The organism is Pararhizobium sp. (assembly GCF_965279435.1).
Taxonomy (GTDB): Bacteria; Pseudomonadota; Alphaproteobacteria; order Rhizobiales; family Rhizobiaceae; genus Pararhizobium.
Genome location: NZ_CBDIHY010000003.1, coordinates 2,088,351 through 2,112,871 on the forward strand (window position 1 = coordinate 2,088,351; position 24,521 = coordinate 2,112,871).

The window sequence follows — 24,521 nt, forward strand, 5'->3', positions numbered from 1 at the left end:
CCAAGCCATCGCCGGTGCCGCCCGCGATTGTCTTTGCGTCTAACAGGAGGGGCGGATGAAAGCTGTCATTCTTGCCGGCGGCCTCGGGTCGCGCATCGCCGAAGAAACCCATCTGAAGCCGAAACCGATGATCGAGATCGGCGGGCGGCCAATCCTCTGGCACATCATGAAGCTCTACTACGCCCACGGCGTGCGTGACTTCATCATCTGCTGTGGTTTCAAAGGCTATGTGATCAAGGAATATTTCGCCAATTACGGCCTGCACATGTCGGACATCACGTTCGACCTGTCACAAAACTCGATCGAATTCCACCGCCAGAGCGCCGAGAACTGGCGCGTGACGCTGGTCGACACCGGCGAAAGCTCGATGACCGGCGGCCGCCTCAAGCGGGTCGCATCCTACCTCAAGGATGAGGAAGCCTTCTGCTTCACCTATGGCGACGGTGTCGGCAATGTCGACATCGGCAAGACCATCGCCTTCCACAAAAGCCATGGCAAGCAGGCAACGGTGACGGCTGTGCGGCCGCCGGCGCGCTATGGCGCGCTGCAGCTGGAGGGCACCGAGGTCCAGGGCTTCATCGAAAAACCGGAAGGCGAGGGCGGCTTCATCAACGGCGGCTTCTTCGTGCTTTCACCCCGCGTCATCGACCGGATCGAGGCGGATCATTCAAGTTGGGAAGGGGAGCCCCTGATGGGACTGGCCAGCGAAGGTGAGTTGCAGGCGTACTTCCACGACGGCTTCTGGCAGCCGATGGATACGTTGCGCGACAAGAACCACCTTGAAAGCCTGTGGCAGAGCGGCGCCCCACCCTGGAAGAGCTGGTGATGACAATGACGAATGAATTCTGGCGCGGAAAACGGGTTCTTGTCACGGGACATACCGGCTTCAAGGGCAGCTGGCTGGCTCTATGGTTGCGCGAACTGGGGGCCGACGTCTCGGGCCTGTCGCTGGCACCGCAGACCGACCCCTCGCTGCATCTGCTGCTTGGTGGCGGTATGGACGGCCCCGGCATTATCGATATCCGCGACCGTGATGCCGTTACCCATCATGTCCTGAAGACCAAGCCGCAGATTGTCTTCCATCTGGCGGCGCAGGCACTGGTGCGGGCGGGTTACCGCAATCCGGCCGAGACTTACGACGTCAATGTCATCGGTACCGCCAACCTGCTCGACGCCCTGCGGGTGTCGGAGGATGTGCGCTCGATCGTCGTGGTGACCACCGACAAGGTCTACCACAATGCCGAGACGGGTCTTGCCTTTATGGAAAGCGACCCACTCGGCGGCCACGATCCCTACAGCGCCAGCAAGGCAGCGGCGGAGATCGTCGCGGCAAGCTACCGCGCCTCGTTCTTTGCGGCCCGCAAGATCGGTCTTGCCACGGCACGCGCCGGCAATGTCATCGGCGGCGGCGACTGGGCGGAAGACCGGTTGATCCCCGACGCAGTCCGGGCCTGGCAAGGCGGCGAGACATTGCAGGTGCGCCGTCCGCGCGCCGTGCGCCCCTGGCAGCACGTGCTCGAACCGCTGGGCGGCTACATGGGATTGGCTGAGCGTCTGTGGCAGATGCCGGATGGTTGCGAGAGCTACAATTTTGGTCCGGATCATGGTGAAGCGGCCTCTGTTGGCGCAGTCCTCAAGATGGCTGAGCGGCACTTCGGTGGCGGAGCTATGGTGCTTGGCGATGGCACGGACGGACCGCACGAAGCGGGCTACCTGGTGCTCGACAGTGCCAAGGCGCGCGCCGATCTCGGCTACCAGCCGCGTTGGCGTCTGGCGGAGACCGTCAAGCGGACGATGGAATGGTACCGGGCGCAAGGGCAGGGACAGGCAGCGCTTGAGCTGTGCCTTGGCGATATCCGCGATTTTGCCGGGCTTGCCACCAAGGACGAACCTTTGCGGGCAGCCGGATGAGCGCGCGGTTCACGGCGCATGCGACGCCGCTCAAGGGGCTTTGTGTCATCAACCGCAAAACCATGTCGGACGATCGTGGCTTCCTGTCGCGGCTGTTCTGCGAGGAAGATCTTGCGGTCTTCGGCTGGCAGGGGCGCATCGCCCAACTGAACGAAACCGGCACGCTCCACAAGGGCACGGTGCGCGGCATGCATTTCCAGCGCCCGCCCCATGCCGAGATCAAGCTCGTCACCTGCACCCGTGGCCGCATCCTCGATATCGCCGTGGATATCCGTGCGCAATCGCCGACGTTCCTGCAGCATTTTTCCGTTGAACTGTCGGAAGACAATGCCTGCTCCCTGCTGATTCCGGCGGGTTTCGCGCATGGTTTCCAGGCGCTGACCGATGACGTGCGGATGATCTATGCCCATTCGGAGCCCTATGCGGCTTCCTCCGAGGGGGGGCTCAATCCGGAAGATCCCGCACTCGGCATCGACTGGCCGCTGCCGGTCGTCAACCTGTCGCCACGCGATGCGGCGCATCCGTTGCTGTCGGCGGACTATCGTGGAGTAGCCGCATGAAATGCCGTCACTGCGGATCGACGCATATGCTGCCCTTCCTCGATCTTGGCACAGCGCCTCCATCGAATTCCTACGTCAATCCCGGTGAACGTCACCTGCCGGAACTCTGGTATCCGCTGGTCATCCGCTGCTGCCGGGAATGCCGCCTGGTCCAGACCGAGGACTTTGCCGATCGCGAGACGTTCTTTTCCTCGAGCTACGCTTATTTCAGCTCGTTTTCGACCTCCTGGCTTGATCACGCCAAGCGCTATGTCGCCGATATGCAGACCCGTTTCGGCCTGACGGCAGCGTCTCATATTATCGAGGTCGCCGCCAATGACGGCTATCTCTTGCAGTATGCCAGGGAACGCGGCATCGGCTGCCTCGGCATCGAGCCGACGGCGAGCACGGCGGCTGCGGCGCGGGCCAAGGGCATCGAGATCGTCGAGGCGTTTTTCGGCGAGGCACTTGGCGAAAAGCTGGCAGCGGAGGGCCGTTCCGCCGACCTGACGGCCGCCAACAATGTGCTGGCCCACGTTCCCGACATCAACGATTTCGTCGCCGGCTTCGCGCGCCTGCTGAAAGAAAACGGCGTCGCGACCTTCGAGTTTCCACACCTGCTGAACATGGTGTGCGAGGCGCAGTTCGATACTGCCTACCACGAGCACTATTCCTACCTGTCGCTGACCTCCGTCAGCCGCGTCTTCGAAGCCAATGGCCTGTCCGTCTTTGATGTCGAGACAACGCCATGGCATGGCGGCAGCCTGCGGGTATTCGCGCAACGCAGCGATACCGGAAAACATGCGGTCACCGCAGCCGTGGCGGCAACGCTGGCTGAAGAGCAGGCCGCGGGAATGCTCAGCGATGCCTTCTACACTGACTTTCAGACGGCTGCGCAAAGCGTGCGCGATGGTTTCCTGACATTCCTGATCGAGAGCCGGCGGGCCGGCCTGAAAGTCGCAGCCTATGGCGCTGCAGCCAAGGGCAACACGCTGATCAACTTTTCCGGCGTCAAGCCAGACCTGTTGCCGTTCGTCGTCGACAAGAACCCCGCCAAGCAGGGCCTCCTGCTTCCCGGCAGCCGGATACCGGTTGTTACGGAAGAATTCCTCAAAGCCGAAAAACCGGAAAGAGTGGTGATACTGCCATGGAACCTTCAGGCCGAAATCAGACAGCAGCTTTCGTATATCAGCGATTGGGGTGGCAAGTTCGTAACAGCGGTGCCGACGCTGACGGTGCATCCGTAGCTGACGGTTCTGTTGCCGTTTTGCCGGACGTCACGGTCGATGCGCCGGCCAAGAAAGCCGAGACGGCCAGCGTAAAGATAGGCTGAACGCCGTTGTCCGGCTATTGTCCGTTTTCACCGAGAATGATCTGCTCATGCGTGATCGAATGCCGGATCAGGCGTGCCCAGAGGTCCTCGTAGAAATCCGGATCGAGCCCCGCCATCGCGGCGCTGCGGCGGGCATTGAGCCGCACTTCATCGACGCGTGAGGGGATATCGGCCTTCAACCCGGCCGGTTTCTTGATCTCTGCAGCGCGGCCGATATAGCCCCAGCGCTCCTTAAAAAGCGCCATCAAGGCTTCATCGATACGGTCGATCTCGGCGCGGATCTCGACCATCGAGGCACAGTCTGCCGGGCTTTTCTGCATAGGGGCCTCCGGATACGTCATCACGGCTCTGCTGTATCGCAAGGCCGCATGCGACGGTGCTTATCAAGCCATGCCACGGCTGGAAAGCCGAAAACCGGACTTATGGCCAAAGGGCCGCGGGCAAGCTTCGCAAAAGCCTTCGCCGCTAGTCTGCGGCAAACGGAGAAATTTCATGTTCGCCCTGCCGAAACTGACGATTTGTGTGCCATCGCGTAACCGCCAGATCTATTTTCAGGAAACGATCAGAAGCCAGCTGGCGAATATGCGCATGGATGTCGAGTATGTTTTCGCTGATAATTCCGATGACCCTTCGATCATGAACGACTTCATGGAGGAATTTCTTGGCGACCCACGCGTGAAATATCTGCCTTCGGCGGACCGGGTCTTGCCGATGGTCGAAAACTGGGATCGGAGCGTTGAGGCCGCCACCGGCGAATTCATCTGCATGATCGGCGATGATGATTACGTCGATGTCAACGTTGCCGACCTGATCCGCCGTTCCCAGGCCGAACAACCGGCGACGGACGTTCTCATTTGGAGTCGGCTAACGTTCAATTGGCCTGGAAACCGGCCGCAGCGTTGTAACGTTGCCGCAAGTCTGGATACTGAGGTGTACTCCGTTCCACGGGCAACGGCTTACCAGGATTTCTTTTCCTGGAAGGGTGGTGCCCCGACTCCGAATATGGCCTTTGGTTTCTATCACGGCGCTGTTTCGAAACGTGTGATGGACAAAATCAAGGTAAAATTTGGCGGAAAATACTGTGAATATCCGGTCGTCGATTTCGAGAATATTTGTAAAGTGCTCGTGACTGCCGAGCATATGGTTTACTCGGGGCGCCCATTTTCGGTTCTCGGGTCCTGCGCGAAAAGCAATTCGGCGAAGATCAAAACGGCTGACAATGTGAAGGAGCAACTCGCGATATTCGCGCGCGAAACCGGGCGTAATATTGATGACGACCCCCATATGAAGGATTTTCCGTTTCCCACACCCTTGGGACTGACAGCCTGCATCGCACAGGTGCAGCATTGGTTCCTGACACGATATGGATACAGCCCGATGCAAGGCTGGGAGGGTAATTTTGCCGAAGCGTGCGGCAACAGTTGCAGCCTCATGGCAACTCAGCAAGACAATGATAGAGCTATCGAAGGCTATCGTGCCGTCCTTGCAAAGTGGCACGGCGGAAAATATTTGAAGCGCTTCCAGCCGGTTGATTTTGTGGATCCGTTGGTAGGACAGTTCTTCACGGGTGTTTCCGACAAGCAAGTCTTTATGGACGAAGAGATTGGCGGGGTTCAGACACCAGCCGAACTTTATCATTTTGTCGCTCAGATGTTGGTGTCCCCAGAGACGTTGAAACTGAATCTGAACGAAAATTACAGGGCTGCCTGATGACCGTATCGGCTGGTTGGCGAATACAGCAACGGAGCTCGATTGCGGTTTGGGAACCGGGTTGCCAATGTTCCGCAGTCACATTGGCGCGGATTTCGTGACCCAGAAAAGGATGCAAAGCATGATTCAGAATGAAGTCATCATTCCCGCCTCGGCCAAGGAAGATTTCGCCACCAAGGGCTATACGATGCTGCCGCAGTTCTATGATGCGCAGCGCGATGTGGCGCCGATCCAGGAAGGTATCCGCGTCATCCTGGAGCTGCTCTGCGGCAAATACGATGTCGATGCGCCGACGGACACGTCCTGGAATGCGATGACCAAGGCCTATCCGGCCCTGATCGCCAAAAACCGCGCCTGGGGCGGCGAGGTCTATGATGCGGTCAAGCAAATCCCTGCCTTCATGCAGCTCGTCACCAAGACCGTAAATCAGACGGTGTTCCAGCATCTGCATCCGGGCTCCATTCCGGGCATTGCGGCTGGAGGTTATGGCATCCGTATCGACAATCCGGGCGAGGAAAAATTCCGCGCGCAGTGGCATCAGGAATTCCCGGGCCAGCTTCGTAGTCTCGATGGCATCGTGTTCTGGACACCACTTCTGCCGGTGACACAGGATATGGGGCCGGTCCAGATTGCTGAAGGCTCCCATGCCGAAGGCCTGATCCCGGTCTACCGCGACGACGCTGGTCTCGGCAAAAGCGGCGCCTACGCGCTTTACATGGACGGTGCCGAGAAACGTCTGGCGAAATACGAGAAGGTTGCACCGTTGACCCAGCCGGGTGACCTGATCCTGATGGACTTCCTGACCATGCATCAGGGTGGACATAACGTATCGGCCATGCCGCGCTGGAGCATCCAGTTCCGCTATTTCAATTTCGCCGATCCACTCGGTACCCGCATCGGCTGGTGCGGATCGTTTGCCGCCGGCGTCGATTTCGCGAAGGTTCTGCCGGAACTGGTGACGGATGGGGAGAGGGCGGTATGACCGCATGCCGGGTCTGCGGATCGCACATTTCCGAGCCCTCCTATGAGGCCTCTGCGCCTGCCCTGACGTCGATGATGGCCTTCATCGATATCCCGACACTGGTCTATGTCTGCGACGAGTGCGGTCACGCACAATGCGCCGATCTGCCGGATATCGAGAGCTTTTACGATACGACCTACCGGATTTCCCTGGAATCGGACGATCACGACCAGGTCTTCGCCGTGGCTGCGGACGGAACGCCGATCTTCAGGACCGACCATCAGGCCGCGATCGGCCTGCGTCTTCTGGACTTACCGCAGGGCACCTCCATCCTCGACTATGGTGCCGGCAAGGCGGACACGTTGCGCAAGATGTGCATGGCGCGTGATGATCTACATCCGCACGTCTTCGATGTCAGCCGCGACTACGTGCCGGCATGGAATAGCTGGGTGAAACCCGAGAACCAAGCGAGCTATCGCGTGCCGGATGCATGGGCTGGCCAGTTCCAGGCGATCATCAGCCATTTCGTCATCGAGCATGTGGCCGAGCCCGTTTCCTTCCTGAAGACGTTGCGCGGGCTGCTTGCTCCCGGCGGCCGACTTCTCCTGTCCATGCCGGACGTGGCCGCCAATCCCGGCGATATGACGGTTGCCGACCATCTCAATCATTTTAGCATCGCGTCGATCAAACGGGCGCTGGCACTGTCCGGTTTCATGCTGGAAACGGTGGATAGTACTGCGTTTCCGGGTGCATTCTTCATCGTGGCGGTCTGCTGCGAACAGCCGGTGACAAGTGCTCCCGACCGCCAGGAAGCCGCCCATGCCGCAAAAAAAGCCAGGGAAATTTGCGCCTTCTGGAAGCAGGCGACTATTCGCCTGGATGACGCGGCCAAGCAGTTTTCTGGCAAGCGCGCGGCGGTCTATGGCTCCGGTTTCTACGGCAGCTGGATCTGCAGCCGGATCGAAGCGGATGTCGATTTCCGCGTCTTCCTTGACCAGAATCCAAAGCTGCAAGGCTCCGTGCATTTCAACCGGCCGGTTTTGTCACCATCGAAACTCGATGACGACGTCGATGTCGTCTTTGTCGGCCTCAATCCGCTGAAGGCCCGCGCCGCCATTGCCGGCCAGGCAGCCCTCCACCGGCCGGGCCTTGATCTCGTCTGGATCGACGGCTGAACGGATGGCCGGCAACCAGCCTCGCGAAAGGCTTTGGCGATACGGTCGCGCTGTCAAATTGTCTGGAGATGCTGCCATGGTGGCGGCCTCCGGTAAAAGTCGGGCCAGCTTGAACGGATCATGAGCCGGAATATCGTTATTTCACAGTCTATGTACTTTCCCTGGGTGGGTCTGCTGGAGCAGATCCGCTTGGCGGATGTCTTCGTTCACTATGACGACGTGCAGTATTCAAAGGGCAGTTTCAGCAACCGTGTCCAAGTCAAGGGCGTCAATGGCGTCAGCTGGATGACGCTGCCCTTGCGCGACTATCATCTCGGCCAGCGGATTGACGAAGTGATGCTTGACGACCGGACGGATTGGCGGAGCAAACATCGCGAAATCCTGCGTCAGGCTTATCTGAAAGCGCCATTTCGCGACGATATGCTCGGCTTAGTCGATAGTGTTTTCGCGCAGGCTGCATCGTCGGTCGCCGACATATCTCGCCAGTCCATGCTGGAGCTCGCCGCCTATTTCGGCCTGGACCGGCCGCAGTTCCTCTCGTCGCAAGCACTGCCGGTTCCCGGCGCAAGCAGCGAGCGCGTCTGCGACATTGTCGAGCATCTGCAAGGGACAGCTTATATCACCGGGCACGGCGCCCGAAACTATCTGAACCATGGGCTGTTCGAGGAGAAAGGTATCTCCGTCGAATATATGCGTTACGAGCGCACGCCCTATCCACAATTGCACGGCGACTTCACCCCTTATGTGACCGCATTGGATCTGATCGCCAATTGCGGTGCGGAGGGCGCCGGGTTGATTCATTCGGGAACGATCGGTTGGAAGGAATTCACGCAATGACGACAGAAAATCTCGATGCAGTCTCATCCGAGTATCTGCCGAATGCCGCGACTGCGATTGAGAATGATCTTATCCTCAACTGGTATCCGGAGCGGATTATCCGGCGGTTCGGTTCGGTCAGTTCCATTCTGGAGCTCGGCATCGGCCATGGCTATACGCCGGGTCTTTTCAACGCGGCCTGCGATCGCCATGTGATCATTGAGGGCTCGCAGCTGGTCATTGATCTGTTCAAGGAAAGAAGCCCGGATTTCGCGGGTGAAGTCGTGTTCTCCTATTTCGAGAATTTTGACACGGAAGAGCGCTTCGATGTCATCGTCATGGGGTTCATTTTGGAGCATGTCGATAATCCGGGCGTGCTGCTTGACCGCTTCAAGCGGTTTCTGAAGCCAGGCGGGCGTATCTTCGTCGCGGTTCCCAACGCCAAGTCGATGAACCGGCGGCTTGGTGTCGAACTTGGCAAGATCGATGATATCTACAGCCTCAATGCCAACGATCACGCTCTCGGGCACAAGCGCCAATATTGCCGCGATACGCTGAAGCAGGAGATGCAGAGCCACGGCTATGCGGTCAGCCTCGAAGAGGGGATTTACCTCAAGCCGCTGCCGCTGGCCGTTCTCAAGACATTGCCGGACTTTCAGGAGAACCTTGAGGCGATGCTGCGTGTGGGCATCGATTTTCCCGACCTTTGCGTTGCCCTGCTGATGGAAGCCACCGTGCAATGAAGACTGCTGCCATTATCGGGGCACGCTCCATGCTTGGTAGCCAGTTGATTGAACGGCTGAATGCACGAGGCGTTGCCACGATAATGATCGGGCGATCGACGGATGATGATATCTATTTCGATCTTCGCAGCGAGCGGGCGATCATACAAAATGGCTTTCGTGCCGATGTGGTTTTTCACTGCGCAGCGAGCTTTTTCGGCGATGACGATGACGGGGTTCGCCAGAATTTTTCAATGAATGCGGCAAGTGCCCTACCGGTCGCGGATTTGGTGCAGCAACTGGATGCCAAGACATTGATCTACGCCGGATCAATATTTTCCGATCCGACGCTAGGACGCGGCAATTTCACATCCTATGGTCTCACCAAGGGGCTTGCCGAGCAGGTCATGAGCTGGGCTTTGGAGAGGAAGAACAAGCTTTTCTCCAGTCTTCGGTTTGCGCAACTGTACGATACCGCCGGCTGTTGCTGCGGGCATCAGCCTTGGTTCGGACGCGTCATTGCCTATGCATCGGATGGGAAGGATATGCGCATGCCGCGATCCGATGGCGTTCGCAACTTCCTGCATGTTCGGGATGCTGCAGAGATGATGATCCAGGCAGCAATCTGCGGCACGACGGGAATTCTCAATGTCGTGCATCCGGAATCGCTGACGTTCGAAGAGATAGCGCACATCGCTTACGAGGTTTTCGGCGAAGGAGGCAAGGTCGTCATCGCACCGGAAAAGCCACCCTTCCGGCCTATTCATTTCCCCCACGCTGCCGAAACCTTTGAGCGGCTAGGTTTAGGGCCTGCGATCGGCATGCGCCAAGGTATCAATATGATCAGGGATGCCGGTACAGTCAAGGCCTTCGGGCCGATGGACATCACATGACGGCAGAGAAGCCAGACAATTCATCTCCGGTTATCACTGTCGTGGTCACAGCGGTCGGTGCGCTGATCGGGCAGGGGATTATCCGCTCGCTGCGTTTGTCGGGGCTTTCGGTGCGGGTCATCGGTGTGGACCGCGATCCGAACGGCATCGGCCCCTACTGGTGCGATGCGTTTTTTGCCAAGCCGGTAGTTGACGAGAGTTCGGACGCCTATCTCGGCTTCTGGAAAAGCCTGCTGGTCGCCGAGGCCGTCGATCTCGTGCTGCCGGGGCTCGAACTCGACGTCCTGTTCTTCAGCCGGAACCGGATAGCTTTCGCCGACCTCAATGCGCGTATTGTGCTCAACGATCCTACAGTCATCGAGCTGGCGCAGGACAAATGGGATTTCGGCATCGAACTGGAGCGGCTTGGACTGCCTGCCATTCCGGCGCTTCTCGGAGCAGGCTGGACGGAATGTGTTCAGGAACTCGGCCTGCCGCTGCTCTTGAAGCCCCGCCAAGGCAATGGTTCGCGCGGCATCGCCGTGTTGCGCGACGAGGACGATTTCAACTATTGGAGCCGCAAGAGCAGGGATGAATTCCTGATCCAGAAGTTCATCGGCAGCGACGAGCAGGAATTCACCGTCGGCTCCTTCGGCTTCGGCGACGGCACGGCGCTGCCACCGATCATCTTCCGGCGAAAGCTCTCGGTCGCCGGTAATACGCAATATGCCGAGGTTGTCGATCACCCTGTTTTGGCTGAAGCAGTGACCCGGCTTGCGGCGATCTTCAAGCCGGTAGGGCCGACGAATTACCAGTTCCGCATGGACAGCGAGACGCCTTATCTGTTGGAGATCAACCCGCGTTTCTCCAGCAGCACGTCGCTGCGCGCCGCCTTCGGCTATAACGAGGCCGCCATGTCGGTCGCGTATTATCTGCACGGCAAGAGACCGCCAGCACCCGAAATCCGCCCCGGGCGCGGCTGGCGCTATTACGAAGACCTTGTGGTGACATGATCGCAATCATTTCGGACGTTCACGGTAACCTGCCGGCATTGAAGGCGGTGCTGGAAGAGATCGATGCGCTCCGCTGCGAAACGATCATCTCGCTCGGCGACGTCGTCGGCTATTATGCCCAACCGGGTGAATGCGTCGATCTGCTACGCGCCCGAGGCGTCGTCAATATCCTCGGCAATCACGATCACTACATCGTCAGCGGCGAGGGCTGCCCGCGCTCGAAGCTGGTGTCGGATATTACCGAGTACCAGCGGGGCATCATCTCGCCGGAGCAGGTCGTCTGGCTGGCGCAGTCGCGGTCCTGCATTATCGAGGGTTCGGCCTATTTCATCCATGGCGGCTGGCAGGATCCGGTCGATCAGTACCTCTATGCGATTGCAGAGACGGATATTCCCGCAGAGGCCGAGACGTTTTTTGCCGGGCATACCCATGTGCAGGTGCTGCTCGACGTGAACGGCAAGACCTTCTGCAACCCTGGTGCCGTCGGCCAGCCGCGCGATGGCGATCCGCGCGCCGCATTTGCGACATTCGAGGATGGGCATGTCGAGCTGCGCCGGGTCGAGTACGACATCGACGAGACCGCATTTCACATGAAGGAAGCCGGGTTTCCGGCGAAGTGCTACGAAAATCTCTATATCGGCGCGCAGATCGGGGGCCGGATCGACAAGATCACGCTGGCGGTCTAACTGCAGGATATGTCGGCCTGCTCGCGGGGTTTCATTCGCAAACAGGGCACAGAAATACAAAGGCCCGTATCTCGCCTCGGCAAGATACGGGCCTTTGAAAGGGAAATAGACTGCGCGTCAGGCCGTGTCTGGCAGACGGACACAGTATCCGCCCGGAGAGGAAGCAAGCACAAGCTTGCCGTTGATGACTGGATCGACCTGGAAGCGATCGTTTTCCTTCAGATAGTCATTGACCGCAGTCAACGGATCGTTGCCCTTGAACCAGGATTTCGAGCGTTTCTTCGGTGCTTGATCTTCTGTCAGATGACCCGCAGCCGTATCTGCCACCACAAGATAGCAGCCGGGTGTCACCAGAGAACCATAGGCACGGCATTCGGCCAGTACATGACCGTAGGAATGGTCGCTGTCGAGAACGACCATGACCCTTGCACCTTCCGGAATGAGATCGCGAACGGCCTGCAAGGTGCTGTCATCGACGGAGCCGCCTTCGATAAGGGCGATGCGGCTCGCCATCGGATGCGTTTCGATCGCGTCGCGGTTATGGGCGCGGATGTCGATATCGACGCCGATGACCTTGCCCTTGTCGTTGCCGGTCATTGCCAAGAGCGACGCCATGAAAATCATCGAGCCGCCGCGCGCGACGCCGGTTTCGATGATGATGTCGGGCTTCGTATTCCAGACGATTTCCTGTGTCGCCATGATGTCGGCCGGCAGTTGGATGATCGGAACGCCCATCCAGCTCCAGAGGTAGGAGTAGTCATAGGTGTCGAGCGCCAGCATCGTGTCGATCGACTGCTTGAAGACCTCTGTATCCTTGCCAAGTGCCAGGCACATTTCCTGCCGGTGCGCTTCAAATTCCTGGCGATCGTCTTTGGTTGTCATGGGATGGTGTGCCTTTGTCATTCAGGACGGCTATTGGAGGCTACATGGACTGATGGCCGGTTTTTCAAGCGGATTTTGCCAGAAGTGGTTCGCCGGCTGCCCGGCTGTCGATCAGGCCGACGATGACATCGGTCACGCGTCCGATCTCGTCCTCGGTCATGTCATGATAGCTCGGCAGGTTGATGGCGCGTTCGGGGATATCCCAGGCATGCCGGTTGTCGCGCCGTTCCGGGAACATTGGCAGGCTGGTCAACGGGTGGAAGAAAACGCGCGCGTCTATATTGGCGGCGCTGAATGCCTGCTGCAGCATCTCACGGGTGATACCGATGTCGCGGTCGAACACCGCAGTCGGCATCCAGGCGCCGTTGACGGTACCGGTGTTCTCGGGGTTGAGGCTGATGCTCTGATAGACTTTCAGCCTTTCGGCATAGCTTGAGAGGATCTCGCGCTTGCGGGTGATCAGGCTCTCGATACGCTCAAGCTGGGCACAGCCGAGGGCGGCCTGAATGTTTGACATCTTGTACTTGAAGCCGACATCGTCCGGCCAGAACTGCTTTTTCTGGTTGCGGGCGCGGCCGTGATTGCTGAGCGTCAGCACCTTTTCGAACAGTGCATCGTCGCTGGTAACGAACATGCCGCCTTCGCCTGTCGTCAGCGTCTTGGTGCCGTGAAAGGAAAAGGTGCCGAACGTGCCCATAGATCCGGCGCGCCGGCCGTGCCATTCGGAACCGATCGCCTCGGCCGCATCCTCGATCACCGGGATGCCGTGGCGGCGCCCGATGTCCAGCAGCCGGTCCATGTCGCAAAGATTGCCGTAGATATGGGTGGCAATGATCGCTTTGGTCTTCGGCGTAATATGGCGCTCGACCTCGACCGGATCGATGCACCAGCTGTCGGGGAGGATATCGACGAAAACCGGCGTGGCACCGAGATGGAAGACAGGGGCAGCCGTGGCGATCCAGTTGGTGTCGGCAAGGATCACTTCGTCGCCATGACCGATGCCAAGCGCTGCAAGCCCCATATGCATGGCGCCAGTGCAACTGGACGTGGCAATCGCATGGGTGACGCCGAGATGACGGCGGAAACCGTCCTCGAACCGGACGATGTAGTCGTAGCAGCGGTCGCCCCAGCCGTTGGCGGCAGCGTCGGCGGCATAGGCGACTTCCAGCTCGGTAATCGAGGGCCTGGTATAGGAGATTCTCGAGGCGGTCTGGTTCATGCGGCCTTGGTGTCCTTGCCGTAAAGAGCGCCACCGCAGATCAACCCGACCGGCGCCAGCATCAGCTTGACCGTCGTATAGAATTCCCTGGCGTCGCGCGCGCCGGCGACGAAACGATCGATCAGCAGCGCCCCGTCATGCAGGCCGCGCCGCTGATCCTTTTGCCGCACCTCGTGGAATTCCGGCCGGAAGAAGGGGGCTAGGTGGCCGCCTTCGAATTCCTTCAGCGCGGCGAAATAGGCGTTGCCCTTGTTCTTGTAGGCTTCGCGGCCGGTTTCCATCATGCAGTCGATCATCAGCGCGCGCACGAAGGCCTCGTTGCCGCCGGACCAGGGTGTGCCGAGGTCGCGCAACACATGAAACTGAACTTCTGCCACCGCCCCGGCGATGCCGATGCCCGAATGGAACGGGAAATTCCAGGGATGAAGGGGGTGTTCGGCGATAAACGGGGCAACGTTGATGGCCGACATCGGCCGGGCGCAGAAGGCCAGTTCATTGGCGAACAAAAGAACCTTGGCCGCCCACTCATATTGCGGTACCGGCGTCGACCACTCCTGCGGCTCTGGCAGTTGCAACAGTGCATCCAGAAGCGACCGGCGGATAGCGGCGTGGTAGAGGCCGAACGGCATTTTCGGGCTGTTCAGGCTGTTTTCCCAATAGAAGAACGCCTTCAGCATCACCGTCTTGTCGAGTTTTTCGATATGGTAACTGGCCGGGATGGCGACCGAGCTTGCGTTGCCGGGTTCGGCATGACGGTCGATCTGGAAGGCGTTCCATGCCAGGGCATCGACCTCGGGCGACGTTGTTTCGAGAAAGCCGACCATCATTGCGAGATCGCTTTCGATCATGTCTGCAGGATTGACCAGCGTCACCCATTCGCCCTTGGCAGCAAGAGCCGCCTGGCGCCACAGATGCTGGCGGGTGGTCCCTGCTGTTGCCTCGGCAATCACGATATTTGCGCCGCCGGCAGCAAGCTCGTGTAGGGTGCCGGGGAGTGCAACATTCGCAGGTTTTGCGATGACAATCTCGAAGTCTGCGCTTTGGTTTTCCAGGAGCAACGTCACCAGCGGCAGGGCGTCCTGCGCTGCAGTTTCCACGGGAATGCAGATCGAGAGTTTGGTCATGGCTTGCCTCGTGACGTCAGCGGTCCTTGCCGAACCGTCACTGCGCGTGGCCAATCCGGAAAATGGTCACATCAGCAGGCAAGTACCTTCTGCGCGGAGGAGGGTGCGGTCCTGTCTCTGAGCGGAAGCCATTGCCTGCTAACGTGTGCTTCCAACGTAGCGCGGGAAACTGGAGCGAGGCTTTGCACGGAGAGACGGTTGCCCGGCACTTAGGCGCCGAGCGAGAGTTTGATCGCAAAGCCGATGACGGTGACGGTCAGCACGCCGAGAAACCACAGGCCGACGAACCACAGGAGCTTTTTGGAAACGCTGTTTTCGTCTGGCATCAGTGATAGCCCTCCTCGGGGTCCATCTTGCCGCGGAACACCCAGTAGGCGTAACCGGTGTAGATCAGGATGATCGGCACGAGGAAGGCTGCCCCCCACAACAGGAAGGCCAGGCTCGAATCCGGCGCTGCGGCATCCCAGATGGTCACCGACGGCGGCACCATATAGGGATAGAAGCTGACGCCGATGCCGGCAAAGCCGAGGACGAACAGGCCGAGTGCCGCCAGAAACGGCTGGACATCACGCTTGCTGCGAATACCCATGAGCAGTAGCGCGAAGCAGCCGAGCACCAGAACAGGTACGACGACGCTGAAGATTGCGGTCGGCCATTTGAACCAGCGTTCCAGATAGATGGGCTCAAGGAACGGCGTCCACAGACTGACGATGCCCATGGCGGCGATGGTGGCAAAGCAGGTGCGCAACGCGATCTTGCGGGCTTTTTCGGCAAGGTCGCCAGTGGTTTTCATTACCAGCCAGGTCGAGCCGAGAAGGGCGTAACCGATCACGATGGCAAAGCCGGTGGCGATGGAAAACGGCGTCAGCCAATCCCACCAGGCACCGGCATAGGCGCGGTTGGCCACAGGGATACCCTGGACGAGGGCGCCGAGCGCCACCCCTTGTGCGAATGCCGCAACCATCGACCCGCCGGCGAAAGCCCAGTTCCACAAGAACTCGCCACGCTTGGTGCGCCAGCGATATTCAAACGCGACGCCACGGAAGACCAGGCCAAGCACCATGGCGATGATCGGCGCGTAGAGGGCCGACAGAATGACCGAGTAGGCCAGTGGAAAGACTGCGAGCAGCCCGCCGCCGCCGAGCACCAGCCAGGTCTCGTTGCCGTCCCAGACCGGGGCGACGGAATTCATCATCACGTCGCGATCGCGCTTTTCCGGAAAGAACGGGAAGAGGATGCCGATGCCGAGATCGAAACCGTCGAGGATGACATAGGCGAGCACCGCAAAGGCAATGATGGCGGCCCAGATGAAGGGAAGGTCAATGGCCATGATGTGCGCTCCCATGGGTGTGTCCGGTCGCCGGACCCGGCATGATGCCCGAGGTTCTGATCGGTCCGTCGTCGAGATCGGGCGTCGGATCGCGCGGCAGGCGTTTCATCAGCCGCAGGATGTAGAAGGTGCCGGAGCCGAAGACGAAGAAGTAGACGATGATGAAGGCGATCAGCGAGGCAGCGACGGCAGGTGCTGCGATCGGCGAAATCGAATCGGCCGTTAGCAGCTGGCCGTAGATCGTATAGGGCTGGCGGCCGACCTCGGTGGTGATCCAGCCGGCGAGCACGGCGACGAAACCGGCAGGCCCCATCAGGACGGCGGCTCGATGCAGCCAGTCGCTGCTATCGAGCGTGCCCCTGAACCGACACCACAGGCTCCACAGGCCGATGCCCAGCATGGCGAAGCCGATGGCGACCATGACGCGGAAGGACCAGAAGACCACAGCGACGGGCGGCTCGAGATTGTCCGGGATAGTGTCAAGGCCGGCAAGCGGCGCGTTCAGATCATGCTTGAGGATCAGGCTGGATAATTTCGGGATTTCGACCGCGTAGTCGATGCGCTTTTCCGCCGTGTTCGGAATGCCGAACAGGATCAGCGGCGCACCGTTGGGATGGCTGTCGAAATGACCTTCCATCGCCATGACCTTGACCGGCTGGTGTTCCAGCGTGTTGAGGCCATGGAAGTCGCCAGCCAGGATCTGCAGTGGCGCGACGATCGTCGCCATCCACATCGCCATCGAGAACATGGTGCGCGAACGCCGTGGAGCGGTGTTCTTCAGGAGGTGCCACGCGCCGACGGCACCGACCACGAAGGCGGTGGTGAGATACGCGGCCAGCACCATATGGACGAGGCGGTAAGGGAAGGATGGATTGAAGACCACTTTCCACCAGTCGAGCGGAATGAACTGCCCGACTTCGTTGATGCCGAAACCGGCCGGTGTCTGCATCCAGGAATTGACCGCGAGGATCCAGGTGGCCGAGATCAGCGTGCCGAAGGCGACCATGAAGGTAGCGAGGAAATGCAGCTTTGGGCCAACGCGTTGCAGGCCGAAGAGCATGACGCCGAGGAAACCGGCTTCAAGGAAGAAGGCGGTCAGCACTTCATAGCCCATCAACGGCCCGATGACCGGTCCGGCCTTGTCGGAAAAAACACTCCAGTTGGTGCCGAACTGGTAGGACATGACGATGCCCGAGACGACGCCCATGCCGAAGGCAACGGCAAAGATCGTCTTCCAGAAGTTGAACAGGTCCATGTAGACCTGATCCTTTTTCCACAACCACAGCGCCTCGAGCACGGCGAGAAAACTCGCAAGACCGATGGAGAAGGCTGGAAAAATGATGTGAAACGATACGGTGAAGGCAAACTGGATGCGAGCGAGCAACGTCGCGTCAAAACTCTCGAACACGGCACAATCCTTTCAAAGGTTTGGCAGCCGTCGTTGTGTCCGATCCCGCTCCGGCGGGTCCCCTGCCTTCGCGGTGTGTTCGGTGCCTGAACCCGTGCGCCATAATCTGCGCTATTGGGGGTAAAGGTCAATGACATCGTTGCAACCATAGTGTCACACTGCGACAATCGCCCGCCTGCGGCAAAGTTGCATCCGATCCGGAGAGGCTCAAAAAAGCTCTTCCGATACAAGAGATATTTGGGCGGGACTGTCTTTAAAAGAGACATCGATAAAATTTTAGCAATCGGCTTAAGCGGCCCGAAAACCCAACCACATATGGTTGCTTTTATCGAAGATAGAAACCTGTCGAGCGGTCCGCGTTGCATGATGACAACCGCACCTTTGCCAGACTCCGATCTAGATGGGCTGCACCGCCGGTCAAGGCTTTGCCGCGCGTGCAGGCCCGAACATTCGACTGATCGCATCTTGCGATAGACGTGCCTACACTGTCCCGATTTGCCGCAGGAATGTCCCTTCCTGCGGCCTTTTCGTTTTGGAAGCCGTTACGGCCGGGAGAGATAGGCTTCCGCTAGCTCTGTCCAGAACGCGGCACCGATCGGTAGCAGGTCGTCGTTGAAATTATAGCCCGGATGATGCAGCGATTTCTCATTTCCCGTGACGCTGGAGCCGAGGAAGAAATAGGTGCCCGGCCGATCCTTGATCATATAGGCGAAGTCCTCGCTGCCCATGAAGGCGCGTTCGAGATCGACGACCTTGTCGGCGCCGGCAAAGCGCACGGCGAGGTCGCGGACGAAATCCGTTTCAGCCTTGTGGTTGATCGTCGCGTCATAGCTGCGGTGATAATCGACCGTCGCCCGCATGCCATAACTTGCCGCCTGGTTTTCGGCGATCAGCCGGATGCGGCGTTCCAGTTCGTCACGCACTTTTGGATCGAACGAGCGGATGCCGACGACGATTTCGGCGCGTTCCGGAATGATGTTGCTGGCCGAGCCGCTGTGGAACGAGCCGACGGTGATGACGGTCGGGTCCATCGGATGGATGTTGCGCGATACGATCGATTGCAGCGCCATGACGATGGACGCGCCGCAGACGATCGGGTCAGCGGTTTCCTGTGGTTCGGCACCATGGCCGCCAAGGCCGTGAACGGTGATCTTCGCTTCGTCAACGGCCGCCATGATCGGGCCTTCGCGCAGTGCGAACTGGCCGAAGGGCAGGCCGGGTTCATTGTGGAGCGCAAACACGGCATCACAGGGGAATTTGTCGAATAGACCTTCGTCGATCATGATCTTGGCACCGCCGAAATTTTCTTCGGCTGGCTGAAAGATCAGATGCACGGTGCCGTCGAAATTCTTGCGTTCGGCGATGGCGCGGGCAGCGCCCAGCAGCATGGTCGTATGGCCGTCATGGCCGCAGGCATGCATCAGGCCGGGGGTCTTGGAGGCGTAGTCGAGGCCGGTTTCCTCGAAGATGGGCAGCGCGTCCATATCGGCGCGGATGCCGATCGAACGATTGCTGGTGCCGTTCTTCAGCGTGGCGACGAGGCCGGTCTTGGCGAGGCCGCGTGTCACGGTATAACCGAGGCCTTCCAGGCAAGTGGCGACGAAATTGGAGGTGCGGACCTCCTCGAGCCCCAGTTCCGGATGGGCGTGCAAGTCGTGGCGGATGGCCACCAGTTCCGGCATGGAGTTGGTCAGGTTCACGTTCAAAGTCATATCAGGCACCACGGGTTGGTATGCGATTTTCAAGATAGCGGAAGACGAAGACAAGAATTCCTGTCAGGCACATATAGATCAGCGCGAGCAGCAAAAGCGGCTCGTAGGTGATGTAGGTATCCTGCCGGACCTTGGAGATAACGGCATAGACATCGATGACGGTGATGGTGGCAACCAGCGGCGTTGCCTTCAATTGCAGCACGGTTTCGCCGTTGAGCGTCGGCAATGCGCGGTGAATGGCGCGCGGCAGCCAGATGCGGCGAAACAGCGTCCAGCGGCTCATGCCATAGGCACGCGCCGCCTCGATCTCGCCGGCTGGAACGCCGGCAAAGGCGCCGCGCATGACCTCGCCTTCATAGGCGGCAAAGGAGATGGTCAGCGCGGCAACACCATAGGGCCAGGATTCGCGCAGATACGGCCAGAGGAACGACTGGCGGATGGCCGGAAACTGCGGAAACAGCGAGCCAAGTCCGTAATAGAGAAGCCAGAGCTGCAGCAGCAGCGGCGTACCGCGAACAACCGTGCAGAAGCCTTTCGCCAGCGCCTTCAGCGGCCAGGGGCCTGTCACTTGGACGAGGCCAAGCGGAACAGCCAGAAGAAAGCCGAGGATCGACGTGCTGAACAGCATCGCCAGCGTGATCATGATGCCGTAGCCGAGCCGCGGCAGATATTGCGGTATCCAGTCCCAGCGCATGAACCAGACGATGCAGAAGACGAGCCCGGCGGCTATCGCCAACAGAACGATGCGGTGCGGCTTGAAGAAGCTCGCAGCCGTCGGCAGGTCTTCCGGTGTGATCGCCATAGCATGGGTGGTAATGTCGGTGGTGGGCGTCTCGCTCATGACTGCTCCACAAAGCCACGCCGGGCCCGGCGTTCGATGATCCTGATGATGACATCCGAAACAAGCGTCAGCATCAGATAGAGAACGCCTGCGGCACAGAAGAACAGCAGATAGGCCTTGGTGGATCCGGCCGCCTGGCGGGTGACCAGCGTCAGTTCGGAGAAGCCGACGACGGCGAGAAGGGCTGTGTCCTTGGTGGCAATCAGCCAGAGATTGGAAAGGCCGGGAATGGCGTAGGGCAGCATGGCAGGCAGGGTCACCCGCGTCATCACCTTGTAGGGAGACATGCCATAGGCGCGCGCCGCCTCGATCTGGCCCGCCGGTACGGCCTTGATCGCGCCGCGCAGCACCTCGGTCGTATAGGCGCCCTGCACGACGCCGATGACGAAGATACCGGCAACCAGCCCGCTGATATCGACCTGGCCGATGCCCACAAGGCCGAGGACGTAATTGAGTGCGTCGGTGCCCGCGTAATAGAGAAGCAGGATCAGAACCAGTTCCGGTACGGCGCGCACGATGGTCGTGTAGCATTCCATCAGGTCGCGGGTGATCGGGCCGCCATAGAGCTTGCCGCATGCGCCGCCGATGCCGAGCAGCAGGCCGAAGGCATAGCCGCCGATGGCGATCTGGATTGAATTCAAAAGGCCGCGCAACAGCACGCCACCCCAGCCGGGCGGCTCAAGTGCCAGAAGGCTCCAGTTTATGAAGGATACAGGATCGGCCATGGGTCCTCTTTACCGGGGGGCTCTGCGTCTGCGGCATCACCCCCCTCTGTCACTGCGTGACATCTCCCCCTCAGGGGGGAGATCATTCTTTTCACGCACCGGCTGCAATGTCAGGGAGGCGCAATAGTTGGGGTCAATCTCCCCCCTTGTGGGGGAGATGTCGGCGTCGCCGACAGAGGGGGCGAGCCCTCCGCAGGCGGTTAGATCATCACTGGCCGTAGACGTCGAAGTCGAAATATTTCTTCGAGAACGTGTCGTAGGTGCCGTTGGCGCGGATGGCCTTGATGGCGGCGTTCAGCTTGCCCTTCAGCTCGTCCTCACCCTTGCGGATGCCGATGCCGACGCCGGCGCCGAGGATGGCCGGGTCATCCTTGACCATGCCCTTCAGGTCGCAGCATTCCTTGCCCTGGTCGCTCTTCAGGAACGCGCCGAGTGCGATGCTGTCGGCCTGCACCGCGTCGAGACGGCCGGCGGCGAGGTCGTTGTTGGCCTCGTCCTGCGTCTGGTATTCCTTCACGGTCGCGCCGTTTTCACCGAAATACTTGTTGGCATAGACCTGATGGATGGTCGACACCTGAACGCCGATCGTCTTGCCCTTCAGGCCTTCCGGGGTGGCTTCGAAGGTTTCGCTCTTCGGACCGATAACGCCGGTCGGGGTGTTGTAATATTTGTCGGAAAAATCGATGGTTTTCAGGCGTTCCTCGGTGATCGACATCGATCCGATGATCATGTCGATCTTCTTGGAGGTCAGTGCCGGAATGATACCGTCCCAGGCGACCGGCGTGATCACGCACTCAAGCTTGGCTTCAGCACAGATAGCTTTCTCGAACTCCACTTCCCAGCCTTCCCAGTTGCCCGAGGCGTCCGGCGAAGTGAAGGGCGGATAGGGCTCGGCCGCGAAGCCGACCTTGAGGGGCTCGGCCGCAACGGCACCGGCGGCAACAATGCCCAGAGCAAGCGAGAAGGCGATGGTTTTGAGCGTCTTTTTCATGCTGTTCCCTTTTTTGGTTTTCGTGGTTTTTAATTTTAGTGGATGGAGCTGATGAATTTCTTCAGGCGTTCAGACTTCGGATTGCCAAAGATCTCGTCCGGCGTTCCCTGTTCGTCGATGACGCCCTCGGCCAGGAAGACAATGTGATTGGCGACGTTGCGGGCAAATTTCATCTCGTGGGTGACGAGGATCATCGTGCGTTTTTCTTTGGCAAGATCGGCGATGACGGTCAGCACTTCGCCGACCAGCTGCGGATCGAGCGCCGAGGTCGGCTCATCGAACAGCATGACCAAAGGCTGGATCGCCAAGGCCCGTGCAATCGCTGCGCGCTGCTGCTGGCCGCCGGACAGGAAGGCCGGATAGGCGTCGCGTTTCTCGAACAGGCCGACGCGGCGCAAAAGCGCCTCGCCGATGACGGTGGCCTCGTCCTTGGATTTGCCGAGAACATGGATCGGAACTTCGATGACGTTCTGGAGAATGGTCATGTGCTGCCAGAGATTGAAGCTCTGGAACACCATGCCGAGCTGGGTGCGCAGGCGCTGCACCTGTTTGCGGTCCGAAGGCATCAGGCCGCCGTGACCGTCTTTTTTCATGGCGATGGTTTCGCCATGCACCGTGACCGAACCGGAGGTCGGCAGTTCCAGCATGTTGATACAACGCAGGAAGGTCGATTTTCCCGAACCGCTGCCGCCGATGATGGCGATCACATCGCCTTCATTCGCGGTCAGTGAAACGCCCTTGAGCACTTCAAGCGGCCCGAAACGTTTGTGGAGGTTTGTGACCGCAATCGCCTGGGCTGGTTTCGTCATGAAAAGTCAGTCCTGTCGAGACAGGTCGCCAAATCTGAACGCATGAAAACAGTTCCCCTGTTTGTCTGTCGTGCGGCATTTTTGCCTGTCACGCTGTTCCATGAAACGCATCGTGGCACTTGTGTAGAAATTATTCAACCGTATAATAATTTCGACGCTGCTTTTTTTGGCAGCCCCGCCAAATGAACAATTTTCCAACAGGAGTAGATGATGACGGCTTATGGTTCGCAAGAGATGTCGGCCAATCTGACACGCGTGCTGATGCGCCGGCCGGGCGCCAGCCTTGCCACCGCCGATCCTGCGAAATGGCACTATGGGCCAACCTTCGATGGTGAAAAGGCAGTGCATCAGTATAAGGAATTTGCGCGCCTGGTGGAAAAGTCCGGTGCCGAAATCCTCTGGCTGGAAGACAAGGGCGACGGGCTTGCCGACGCCATGTTCACCCATGATCCGTCGCTGATGTCCGACCACGGTGCCATCCTTCTGCGCATGGGCAAGCCGCTGCGCGAAAAGGAAACGGCGCTGCATGAAGCCGCCTACAAGGCAGCCGGTATCCCGATCCTTGGTCGCATCGTTGCGCCGGGCACCGTTGAGGGCGGAGATTGTATCTGGCTCGACGCCGAAACGCTGGTCGTCGGCCGCGGCGTCCGCACCAATGAAGACGGTATCTCCCAGCTCACAGAGATGCTTGATCCGCACGGCATCACGGTACTGGGTTATGACTTGCCGCTCTGGCATGGCGAGGAGGCCTGCCTGCATCTGATGTCGGTGATGAGCCCGCTGTCGCGCGATCTGGCGCTTGTCTTCGCGCCGCTGTTGCCGGCGTCCTTCTACCAGCTGCTGAAGGAGTGGGGCATTACCCTGATCGAGGCGCCGGCCGACGAGTTCCACGCCAGCAACGGCCTCAGCCTCAATGTTCTGCCGGTCCGGCCGAACGAAGTCATCATGGTTGCGGGTTTCCCCAAGACCAAGGCGGCGATGGAAGCGGCGGGCTGCAAGGTCGAGACCTTCGAGGCCGACGCGCTGTGCATCGCCTGCGAAGGCGGCCCGACCTGCCTGACCCGGCCGGTCCTGCGGCGAGCCACATGAACCGCCGGACGTTCCACCGCGCGCCGGAGGGGGAGCGGCGGCAGGAGCTGATCGAGGCGACCCTCGACACGATTGCCGAGCTTGGCCTGCGCGGTGCGACCGTCCGCCAGATTGCCATCCGGGCCGGCGTCACCGCCGGCCTCGTGCGGCATTACTTCGCGTCCAAGGACCAGATGGTGGAGGAGGCCTATCGCTCGGTTCTCGCCACCTTCGCCGCCAAGGCATCCGATGTTTCCGGCGATCCGGGGACCCGGCTGAGGCGGTTCATCACGCTCAACCTGACGGCACCGGTCGCCAATGACCGCAGCCTGTCGCTCTGGGCGTCGTTCATCAGCCAGGTCCGGCTCGATCCGGAGCTTGCGGCGATCCACCGCGAAGGTTATCTCGGTTTCCGCAATGATTTGCAGGGCTTGATCGGCGACTTTCTGAAGGCGCAAGGCAGGCCTTCAGGAGAAGCGGATTGCCGCCGCCATGCGATTGCCATCAATGGCATGATAGACGGGCTGTGGCTGGAGGCTTGCCTTGCGGGCGAGCTTTTCGAAGAAGCCGAGCTTGTGGCAATCGCAGTGTCGGCGAGCGAGGCCCTGTTGGGATTGCCGTTCGGCAGGGACGAACACGTGGCCGCTTCATAGCAGCTGAGCGCGGCAAGGATG

Annotated in this window: 25 protein-coding genes; 14 read left to right on the forward strand and 11 right to left on the reverse strand. The window is 59.7% G+C overall.

Going from position 1 to position 24,521, the window contains the following annotated elements; translation table 11 throughout:
• Positions 1–55 precede the first annotated feature (55 nt).
• Genes rfbF through ACQY8Q_RS15720 form a run of 4 tightly spaced genes read left to right on the forward strand, consistent with a single transcriptional unit; the run spans position 56 to position 3,697 of the window.
• A complete protein-coding gene (rfbF, locus tag ACQY8Q_RS15705; protein WP_428427422.1) occupies positions 56–826 on the forward strand; it encodes a glucose-1-phosphate cytidylyltransferase in 771 nt (256 codons plus the stop codon).
• Complete coding sequence (gene rfbG / locus ACQY8Q_RS15710) at positions 826–1,911, forward strand: CDP-glucose 4,6-dehydratase (protein ID WP_428427423.1); 1,086 nt, start codon at positions 826–828, stop codon at positions 1,909–1,911. The genes rfbF and rfbG overlap by 1 nt, the downstream gene beginning before the upstream one ends.
• Positions 1,908–2,471: a dTDP-4-dehydrorhamnose 3,5-epimerase family protein gene (locus ACQY8Q_RS15715; RefSeq protein ID WP_428427424.1), complete on the forward strand. Its 564-nt coding sequence runs from the start codon at positions 1,908–1,910 to the stop codon at positions 2,469–2,471. The genes rfbG and ACQY8Q_RS15715 overlap by 4 nt, the downstream gene beginning before the upstream one ends.
• The gene (locus ACQY8Q_RS15720) at positions 2,468–3,697 is read left to right on the forward strand and encodes a methyltransferase domain-containing protein (protein ID WP_428427425.1); all 1,230 of its coding nucleotides are present in this window, start codon (positions 2,468–2,470) and stop codon (positions 3,695–3,697) included. The genes ACQY8Q_RS15715 and ACQY8Q_RS15720 overlap by 4 nt, the downstream gene beginning before the upstream one ends.
• 100 nt (positions 3,698–3,797) lie before the next feature.
• Here the strand turns inward: ACQY8Q_RS15720 and ACQY8Q_RS15725 are convergent, their stop codons facing one another.
• Positions 3,798–4,103, reverse strand: a complete 306-nt coding sequence (locus ACQY8Q_RS15725) for a chorismate mutase family protein (RefSeq protein ID WP_428427426.1) — start codon at positions 4,101–4,103, stop codon at positions 3,798–3,800.
• Between the two features lie 172 nt (positions 4,104–4,275).
• Between ACQY8Q_RS15725 and ACQY8Q_RS15730 the strand changes: the two genes are divergently transcribed.
• The 8 genes from ACQY8Q_RS15730 (at position 4,276) to ACQY8Q_RS15765 (ending at position 11,738) form a co-directional block, all read left to right on the forward strand.
• Positions 4,276–5,493, forward strand: coding sequence for a glycosyltransferase (locus tag ACQY8Q_RS15730; RefSeq protein WP_428427427.1), 1,218 nt, complete (start codon positions 4,276–4,278; stop codon positions 5,491–5,493).
• 121 nt (positions 5,494–5,614) lie between these two features.
• Positions 5,615–6,475, forward strand: coding sequence for a phytanoyl-CoA dioxygenase family protein (locus ACQY8Q_RS15735; RefSeq protein WP_428427428.1), 861 nt, complete (start codon positions 5,615–5,617; stop codon positions 6,473–6,475).
• Complete coding sequence (locus ACQY8Q_RS15740) at positions 6,472–7,629, forward strand: class I SAM-dependent methyltransferase (RefSeq protein ID WP_428427429.1); 1,158 nt, start codon at positions 6,472–6,474, stop codon at positions 7,627–7,629. The genes ACQY8Q_RS15735 and ACQY8Q_RS15740 overlap by 4 nt, the downstream gene beginning before the upstream one ends.
• Positions 7,630–7,749: 120 nt before the next feature.
• Positions 7,750–8,466 carry a WbqC family protein gene (locus ACQY8Q_RS15745; protein WP_428427430.1) on the forward strand — a complete coding sequence of 239 codons (717 nt, stop codon included), beginning with the start codon at positions 7,750–7,752 and terminating at the stop codon, positions 8,464–8,466.
• A complete protein-coding gene (locus ACQY8Q_RS15750) occupies positions 8,463–9,188 on the forward strand; it encodes a class I SAM-dependent methyltransferase (RefSeq protein ID WP_428427431.1) in 726 nt (241 codons plus the stop codon). Before ACQY8Q_RS15745 ends, ACQY8Q_RS15750 begins: the two co-directional genes overlap by 4 nt.
• On the forward strand, positions 9,185–10,060 hold the full coding sequence (locus ACQY8Q_RS15755; protein ID WP_428427432.1) for an NAD-dependent epimerase/dehydratase family protein: 876 nt from the start codon (positions 9,185–9,187) through the stop codon (positions 10,058–10,060). Before ACQY8Q_RS15750 ends, ACQY8Q_RS15755 begins: the two co-directional genes overlap by 4 nt.
• Positions 10,057–11,052: an ATP-grasp domain-containing protein gene (locus ACQY8Q_RS15760; RefSeq protein ID WP_428427433.1), complete on the forward strand. Its 996-nt coding sequence runs from the start codon at positions 10,057–10,059 to the stop codon at positions 11,050–11,052. Before ACQY8Q_RS15755 ends, ACQY8Q_RS15760 begins: the two co-directional genes overlap by 4 nt.
• Positions 11,049–11,738, forward strand: coding sequence for a metallophosphoesterase family protein (locus tag ACQY8Q_RS15765; RefSeq protein WP_428427434.1), 690 nt, complete (start codon positions 11,049–11,051; stop codon positions 11,736–11,738). The genes ACQY8Q_RS15760 and ACQY8Q_RS15765 overlap by 4 nt, the downstream gene beginning before the upstream one ends.
• A gap of 117 nt (positions 11,739–11,855) precedes the next feature.
• Here ACQY8Q_RS15765 and ACQY8Q_RS15770 read toward each other — a convergent pair whose 3' ends face one another.
• The 10 genes from ACQY8Q_RS15770 to ACQY8Q_RS15815 form a co-directional block, all read right to left on the reverse strand.
• Positions 11,856–12,620, reverse strand: a complete 765-nt coding sequence (locus tag ACQY8Q_RS15770; protein WP_428427435.1) for a cephalosporin hydroxylase family protein — start codon at positions 12,618–12,620, stop codon at positions 11,856–11,858.
• A 64-nt stretch (positions 12,621–12,684) separates the two neighbouring features.
• On the reverse strand, positions 12,685–13,839 hold the full coding sequence (locus tag ACQY8Q_RS15775) for a DegT/DnrJ/EryC1/StrS family aminotransferase (RefSeq protein ID WP_428427436.1): 1,155 nt from the start codon (positions 13,837–13,839) through the stop codon (positions 12,685–12,687).
• Positions 13,836–14,963: a hypothetical protein gene (locus tag ACQY8Q_RS15780; protein ID WP_428427437.1), complete on the reverse strand. Its 1,128-nt coding sequence runs from the start codon at positions 14,961–14,963 to the stop codon at positions 13,836–13,838. The genes ACQY8Q_RS15775 and ACQY8Q_RS15780 overlap by 4 nt, the downstream gene beginning before the upstream one ends.
• 325 nt (positions 14,964–15,288) lie before the next feature.
• The gene (gene cydB / locus ACQY8Q_RS15785; RefSeq protein WP_428427438.1) at positions 15,289–16,293 is read right to left on the reverse strand and encodes a cytochrome d ubiquinol oxidase subunit II; all 1,005 of its coding nucleotides are present in this window, start codon (positions 16,291–16,293) and stop codon (positions 15,289–15,291) included.
• A complete protein-coding gene (locus ACQY8Q_RS15790) occupies positions 16,283–17,701 on the reverse strand; it encodes a cytochrome ubiquinol oxidase subunit I (protein WP_428427439.1) in 1,419 nt (472 codons plus the stop codon). The genes cydB and ACQY8Q_RS15790 overlap by 11 nt, the downstream gene beginning before the upstream one ends.
• A 542-nt stretch (positions 17,702–18,243) precedes the next feature.
• Complete coding sequence (locus ACQY8Q_RS15795; RefSeq protein ID WP_428427440.1) at positions 18,244–19,413, reverse strand: M20 aminoacylase family protein; 1,170 nt, start codon at positions 19,411–19,413, stop codon at positions 18,244–18,246.
• A gap of 1 nt (position 19,414) precedes the next feature.
• On the reverse strand, positions 19,415–20,254 hold the full coding sequence (locus tag ACQY8Q_RS15800) for an ABC transporter permease (RefSeq protein ID WP_428427441.1): 840 nt from the start codon (positions 20,252–20,254) through the stop codon (positions 19,415–19,417).
• Positions 20,251–20,979 (reverse strand): ABC transporter permease, encoded by a 729-nt coding sequence (locus tag ACQY8Q_RS15805; RefSeq protein WP_428427442.1) that lies wholly within the window; start codon positions 20,977–20,979, stop codon positions 20,251–20,253. The genes ACQY8Q_RS15800 and ACQY8Q_RS15805 overlap by 4 nt, the downstream gene beginning before the upstream one ends.
• 208 nt (positions 20,980–21,187) lie before the next feature.
• Positions 21,188–21,970 (reverse strand): transporter substrate-binding domain-containing protein, encoded by a 783-nt coding sequence (locus tag ACQY8Q_RS15810; RefSeq protein WP_428427443.1) that lies wholly within the window; start codon positions 21,968–21,970, stop codon positions 21,188–21,190.
• Positions 21,971–22,005: 35 nt separating this feature from the next.
• Positions 22,006–22,779: an ABC transporter ATP-binding protein gene (locus ACQY8Q_RS15815; RefSeq protein ID WP_428427444.1), complete on the reverse strand. Its 774-nt coding sequence runs from the start codon at positions 22,777–22,779 to the stop codon at positions 22,006–22,008.
• Between the two features lie 210 nt (positions 22,780–22,989).
• Here ACQY8Q_RS15815 and ACQY8Q_RS15820 point away from each other — a divergent pair, with 210 nt between their 5' ends.
• Both ACQY8Q_RS15820 and ACQY8Q_RS15825 read left to right on the forward strand, forming a co-directional pair.
• On the forward strand, positions 22,990–23,868 hold the full coding sequence (locus tag ACQY8Q_RS15820) for a dimethylarginine dimethylaminohydrolase family protein (protein WP_428427445.1): 879 nt from the start codon (positions 22,990–22,992) through the stop codon (positions 23,866–23,868).
• The gene (locus ACQY8Q_RS15825; protein WP_428427446.1) at positions 23,865–24,500 is read left to right on the forward strand and encodes a TetR family transcriptional regulator C-terminal domain-containing protein; all 636 of its coding nucleotides are present in this window, start codon (positions 23,865–23,867) and stop codon (positions 24,498–24,500) included. Before ACQY8Q_RS15820 ends, ACQY8Q_RS15825 begins: the two co-directional genes overlap by 4 nt.
• Positions 24,501–24,521 lie beyond the last annotated feature (21 nt).

Coding starts and splice junctions, on each gene's coding strand:
- rfbF (WP_428427422.1), top strand. CDS start 56: ATGAAAGCTGTCATTCTTGCCGGCGGCCTCGGGTCGCGCATCGCCGAA.
- rfbG (WP_428427423.1), top strand. CDS start 826: ATGACAATGACGAATGAATTCTGGCGCGGAAAACGGGTTCTTGTCACG.
- ACQY8Q_RS15715 (WP_428427424.1), top strand. CDS start 1,908: ATGAGCGCGCGGTTCACGGCGCATGCGACGCCGCTCAAGGGGCTTTGT.
- ACQY8Q_RS15720 (WP_428427425.1), top strand. CDS start 2,468: ATGAAATGCCGTCACTGCGGATCGACGCATATGCTGCCCTTCCTCGAT.
- ACQY8Q_RS15725 (WP_428427426.1), bottom strand. CDS start 4,103: ATGCAGAAAAGCCCGGCAGACTGTGCCTCGATGGTCGAGATCCGCGCC.
- ACQY8Q_RS15730 (WP_428427427.1), top strand. CDS start 4,276: ATGTTCGCCCTGCCGAAACTGACGATTTGTGTGCCATCGCGTAACCGC.
- ACQY8Q_RS15735 (WP_428427428.1), top strand. CDS start 5,615: ATGATTCAGAATGAAGTCATCATTCCCGCCTCGGCCAAGGAAGATTTC.
- ACQY8Q_RS15740 (WP_428427429.1), top strand. CDS start 6,472: ATGACCGCATGCCGGGTCTGCGGATCGCACATTTCCGAGCCCTCCTAT.
- ACQY8Q_RS15745 (WP_428427430.1), top strand. CDS start 7,750: ATGAGCCGGAATATCGTTATTTCACAGTCTATGTACTTTCCCTGGGTG.
- ACQY8Q_RS15750 (WP_428427431.1), top strand. CDS start 8,463: ATGACGACAGAAAATCTCGATGCAGTCTCATCCGAGTATCTGCCGAAT.
- ACQY8Q_RS15755 (WP_428427432.1), top strand. CDS start 9,185: ATGAAGACTGCTGCCATTATCGGGGCACGCTCCATGCTTGGTAGCCAG.
- ACQY8Q_RS15760 (WP_428427433.1), top strand. CDS start 10,057: ATGACGGCAGAGAAGCCAGACAATTCATCTCCGGTTATCACTGTCGTG.
- ACQY8Q_RS15765 (WP_428427434.1), top strand. CDS start 11,049: ATGATCGCAATCATTTCGGACGTTCACGGTAACCTGCCGGCATTGAAG.
- ACQY8Q_RS15770 (WP_428427435.1), bottom strand. CDS start 12,620: ATGACAACCAAAGACGATCGCCAGGAATTTGAAGCGCACCGGCAGGAA.
- ACQY8Q_RS15775 (WP_428427436.1), bottom strand. CDS start 13,839: ATGAACCAGACCGCCTCGAGAATCTCCTATACCAGGCCCTCGATTACC.
- ACQY8Q_RS15780 (WP_428427437.1), bottom strand. CDS start 14,963: ATGACCAAACTCTCGATCTGCATTCCCGTGGAAACTGCAGCGCAGGAC.
- cydB (WP_428427438.1), bottom strand. CDS start 16,293: ATGGCCATTGACCTTCCCTTCATCTGGGCCGCCATCATTGCCTTTGCG.
- ACQY8Q_RS15795 (WP_428427440.1), bottom strand. CDS start 19,413: ATGACTTTGAACGTGAACCTGACCAACTCCATGCCGGAACTGGTGGCC.
- ACQY8Q_RS15800 (WP_428427441.1), bottom strand. CDS start 20,254: ATGAGCGAGACGCCCACCACCGACATTACCACCCATGCTATGGCGATC.
- ACQY8Q_RS15805 (WP_428427442.1), bottom strand. CDS start 20,979: ATGGCCGATCCTGTATCCTTCATAAACTGGAGCCTTCTGGCACTTGAG.
- ACQY8Q_RS15810 (WP_428427443.1), bottom strand. CDS start 21,970: ATGAAAAAGACGCTCAAAACCATCGCCTTCTCGCTTGCTCTGGGCATT.
- ACQY8Q_RS15815 (WP_428427444.1), bottom strand. CDS start 22,779: ATGACGAAACCAGCCCAGGCGATTGCGGTCACAAACCTCCACAAACGT.
- ACQY8Q_RS15820 (WP_428427445.1), top strand. CDS start 22,990: ATGACGGCTTATGGTTCGCAAGAGATGTCGGCCAATCTGACACGCGTG.
- ACQY8Q_RS15825 (WP_428427446.1), top strand. CDS start 23,865: ATGAACCGCCGGACGTTCCACCGCGCGCCGGAGGGGGAGCGGCGGCAG.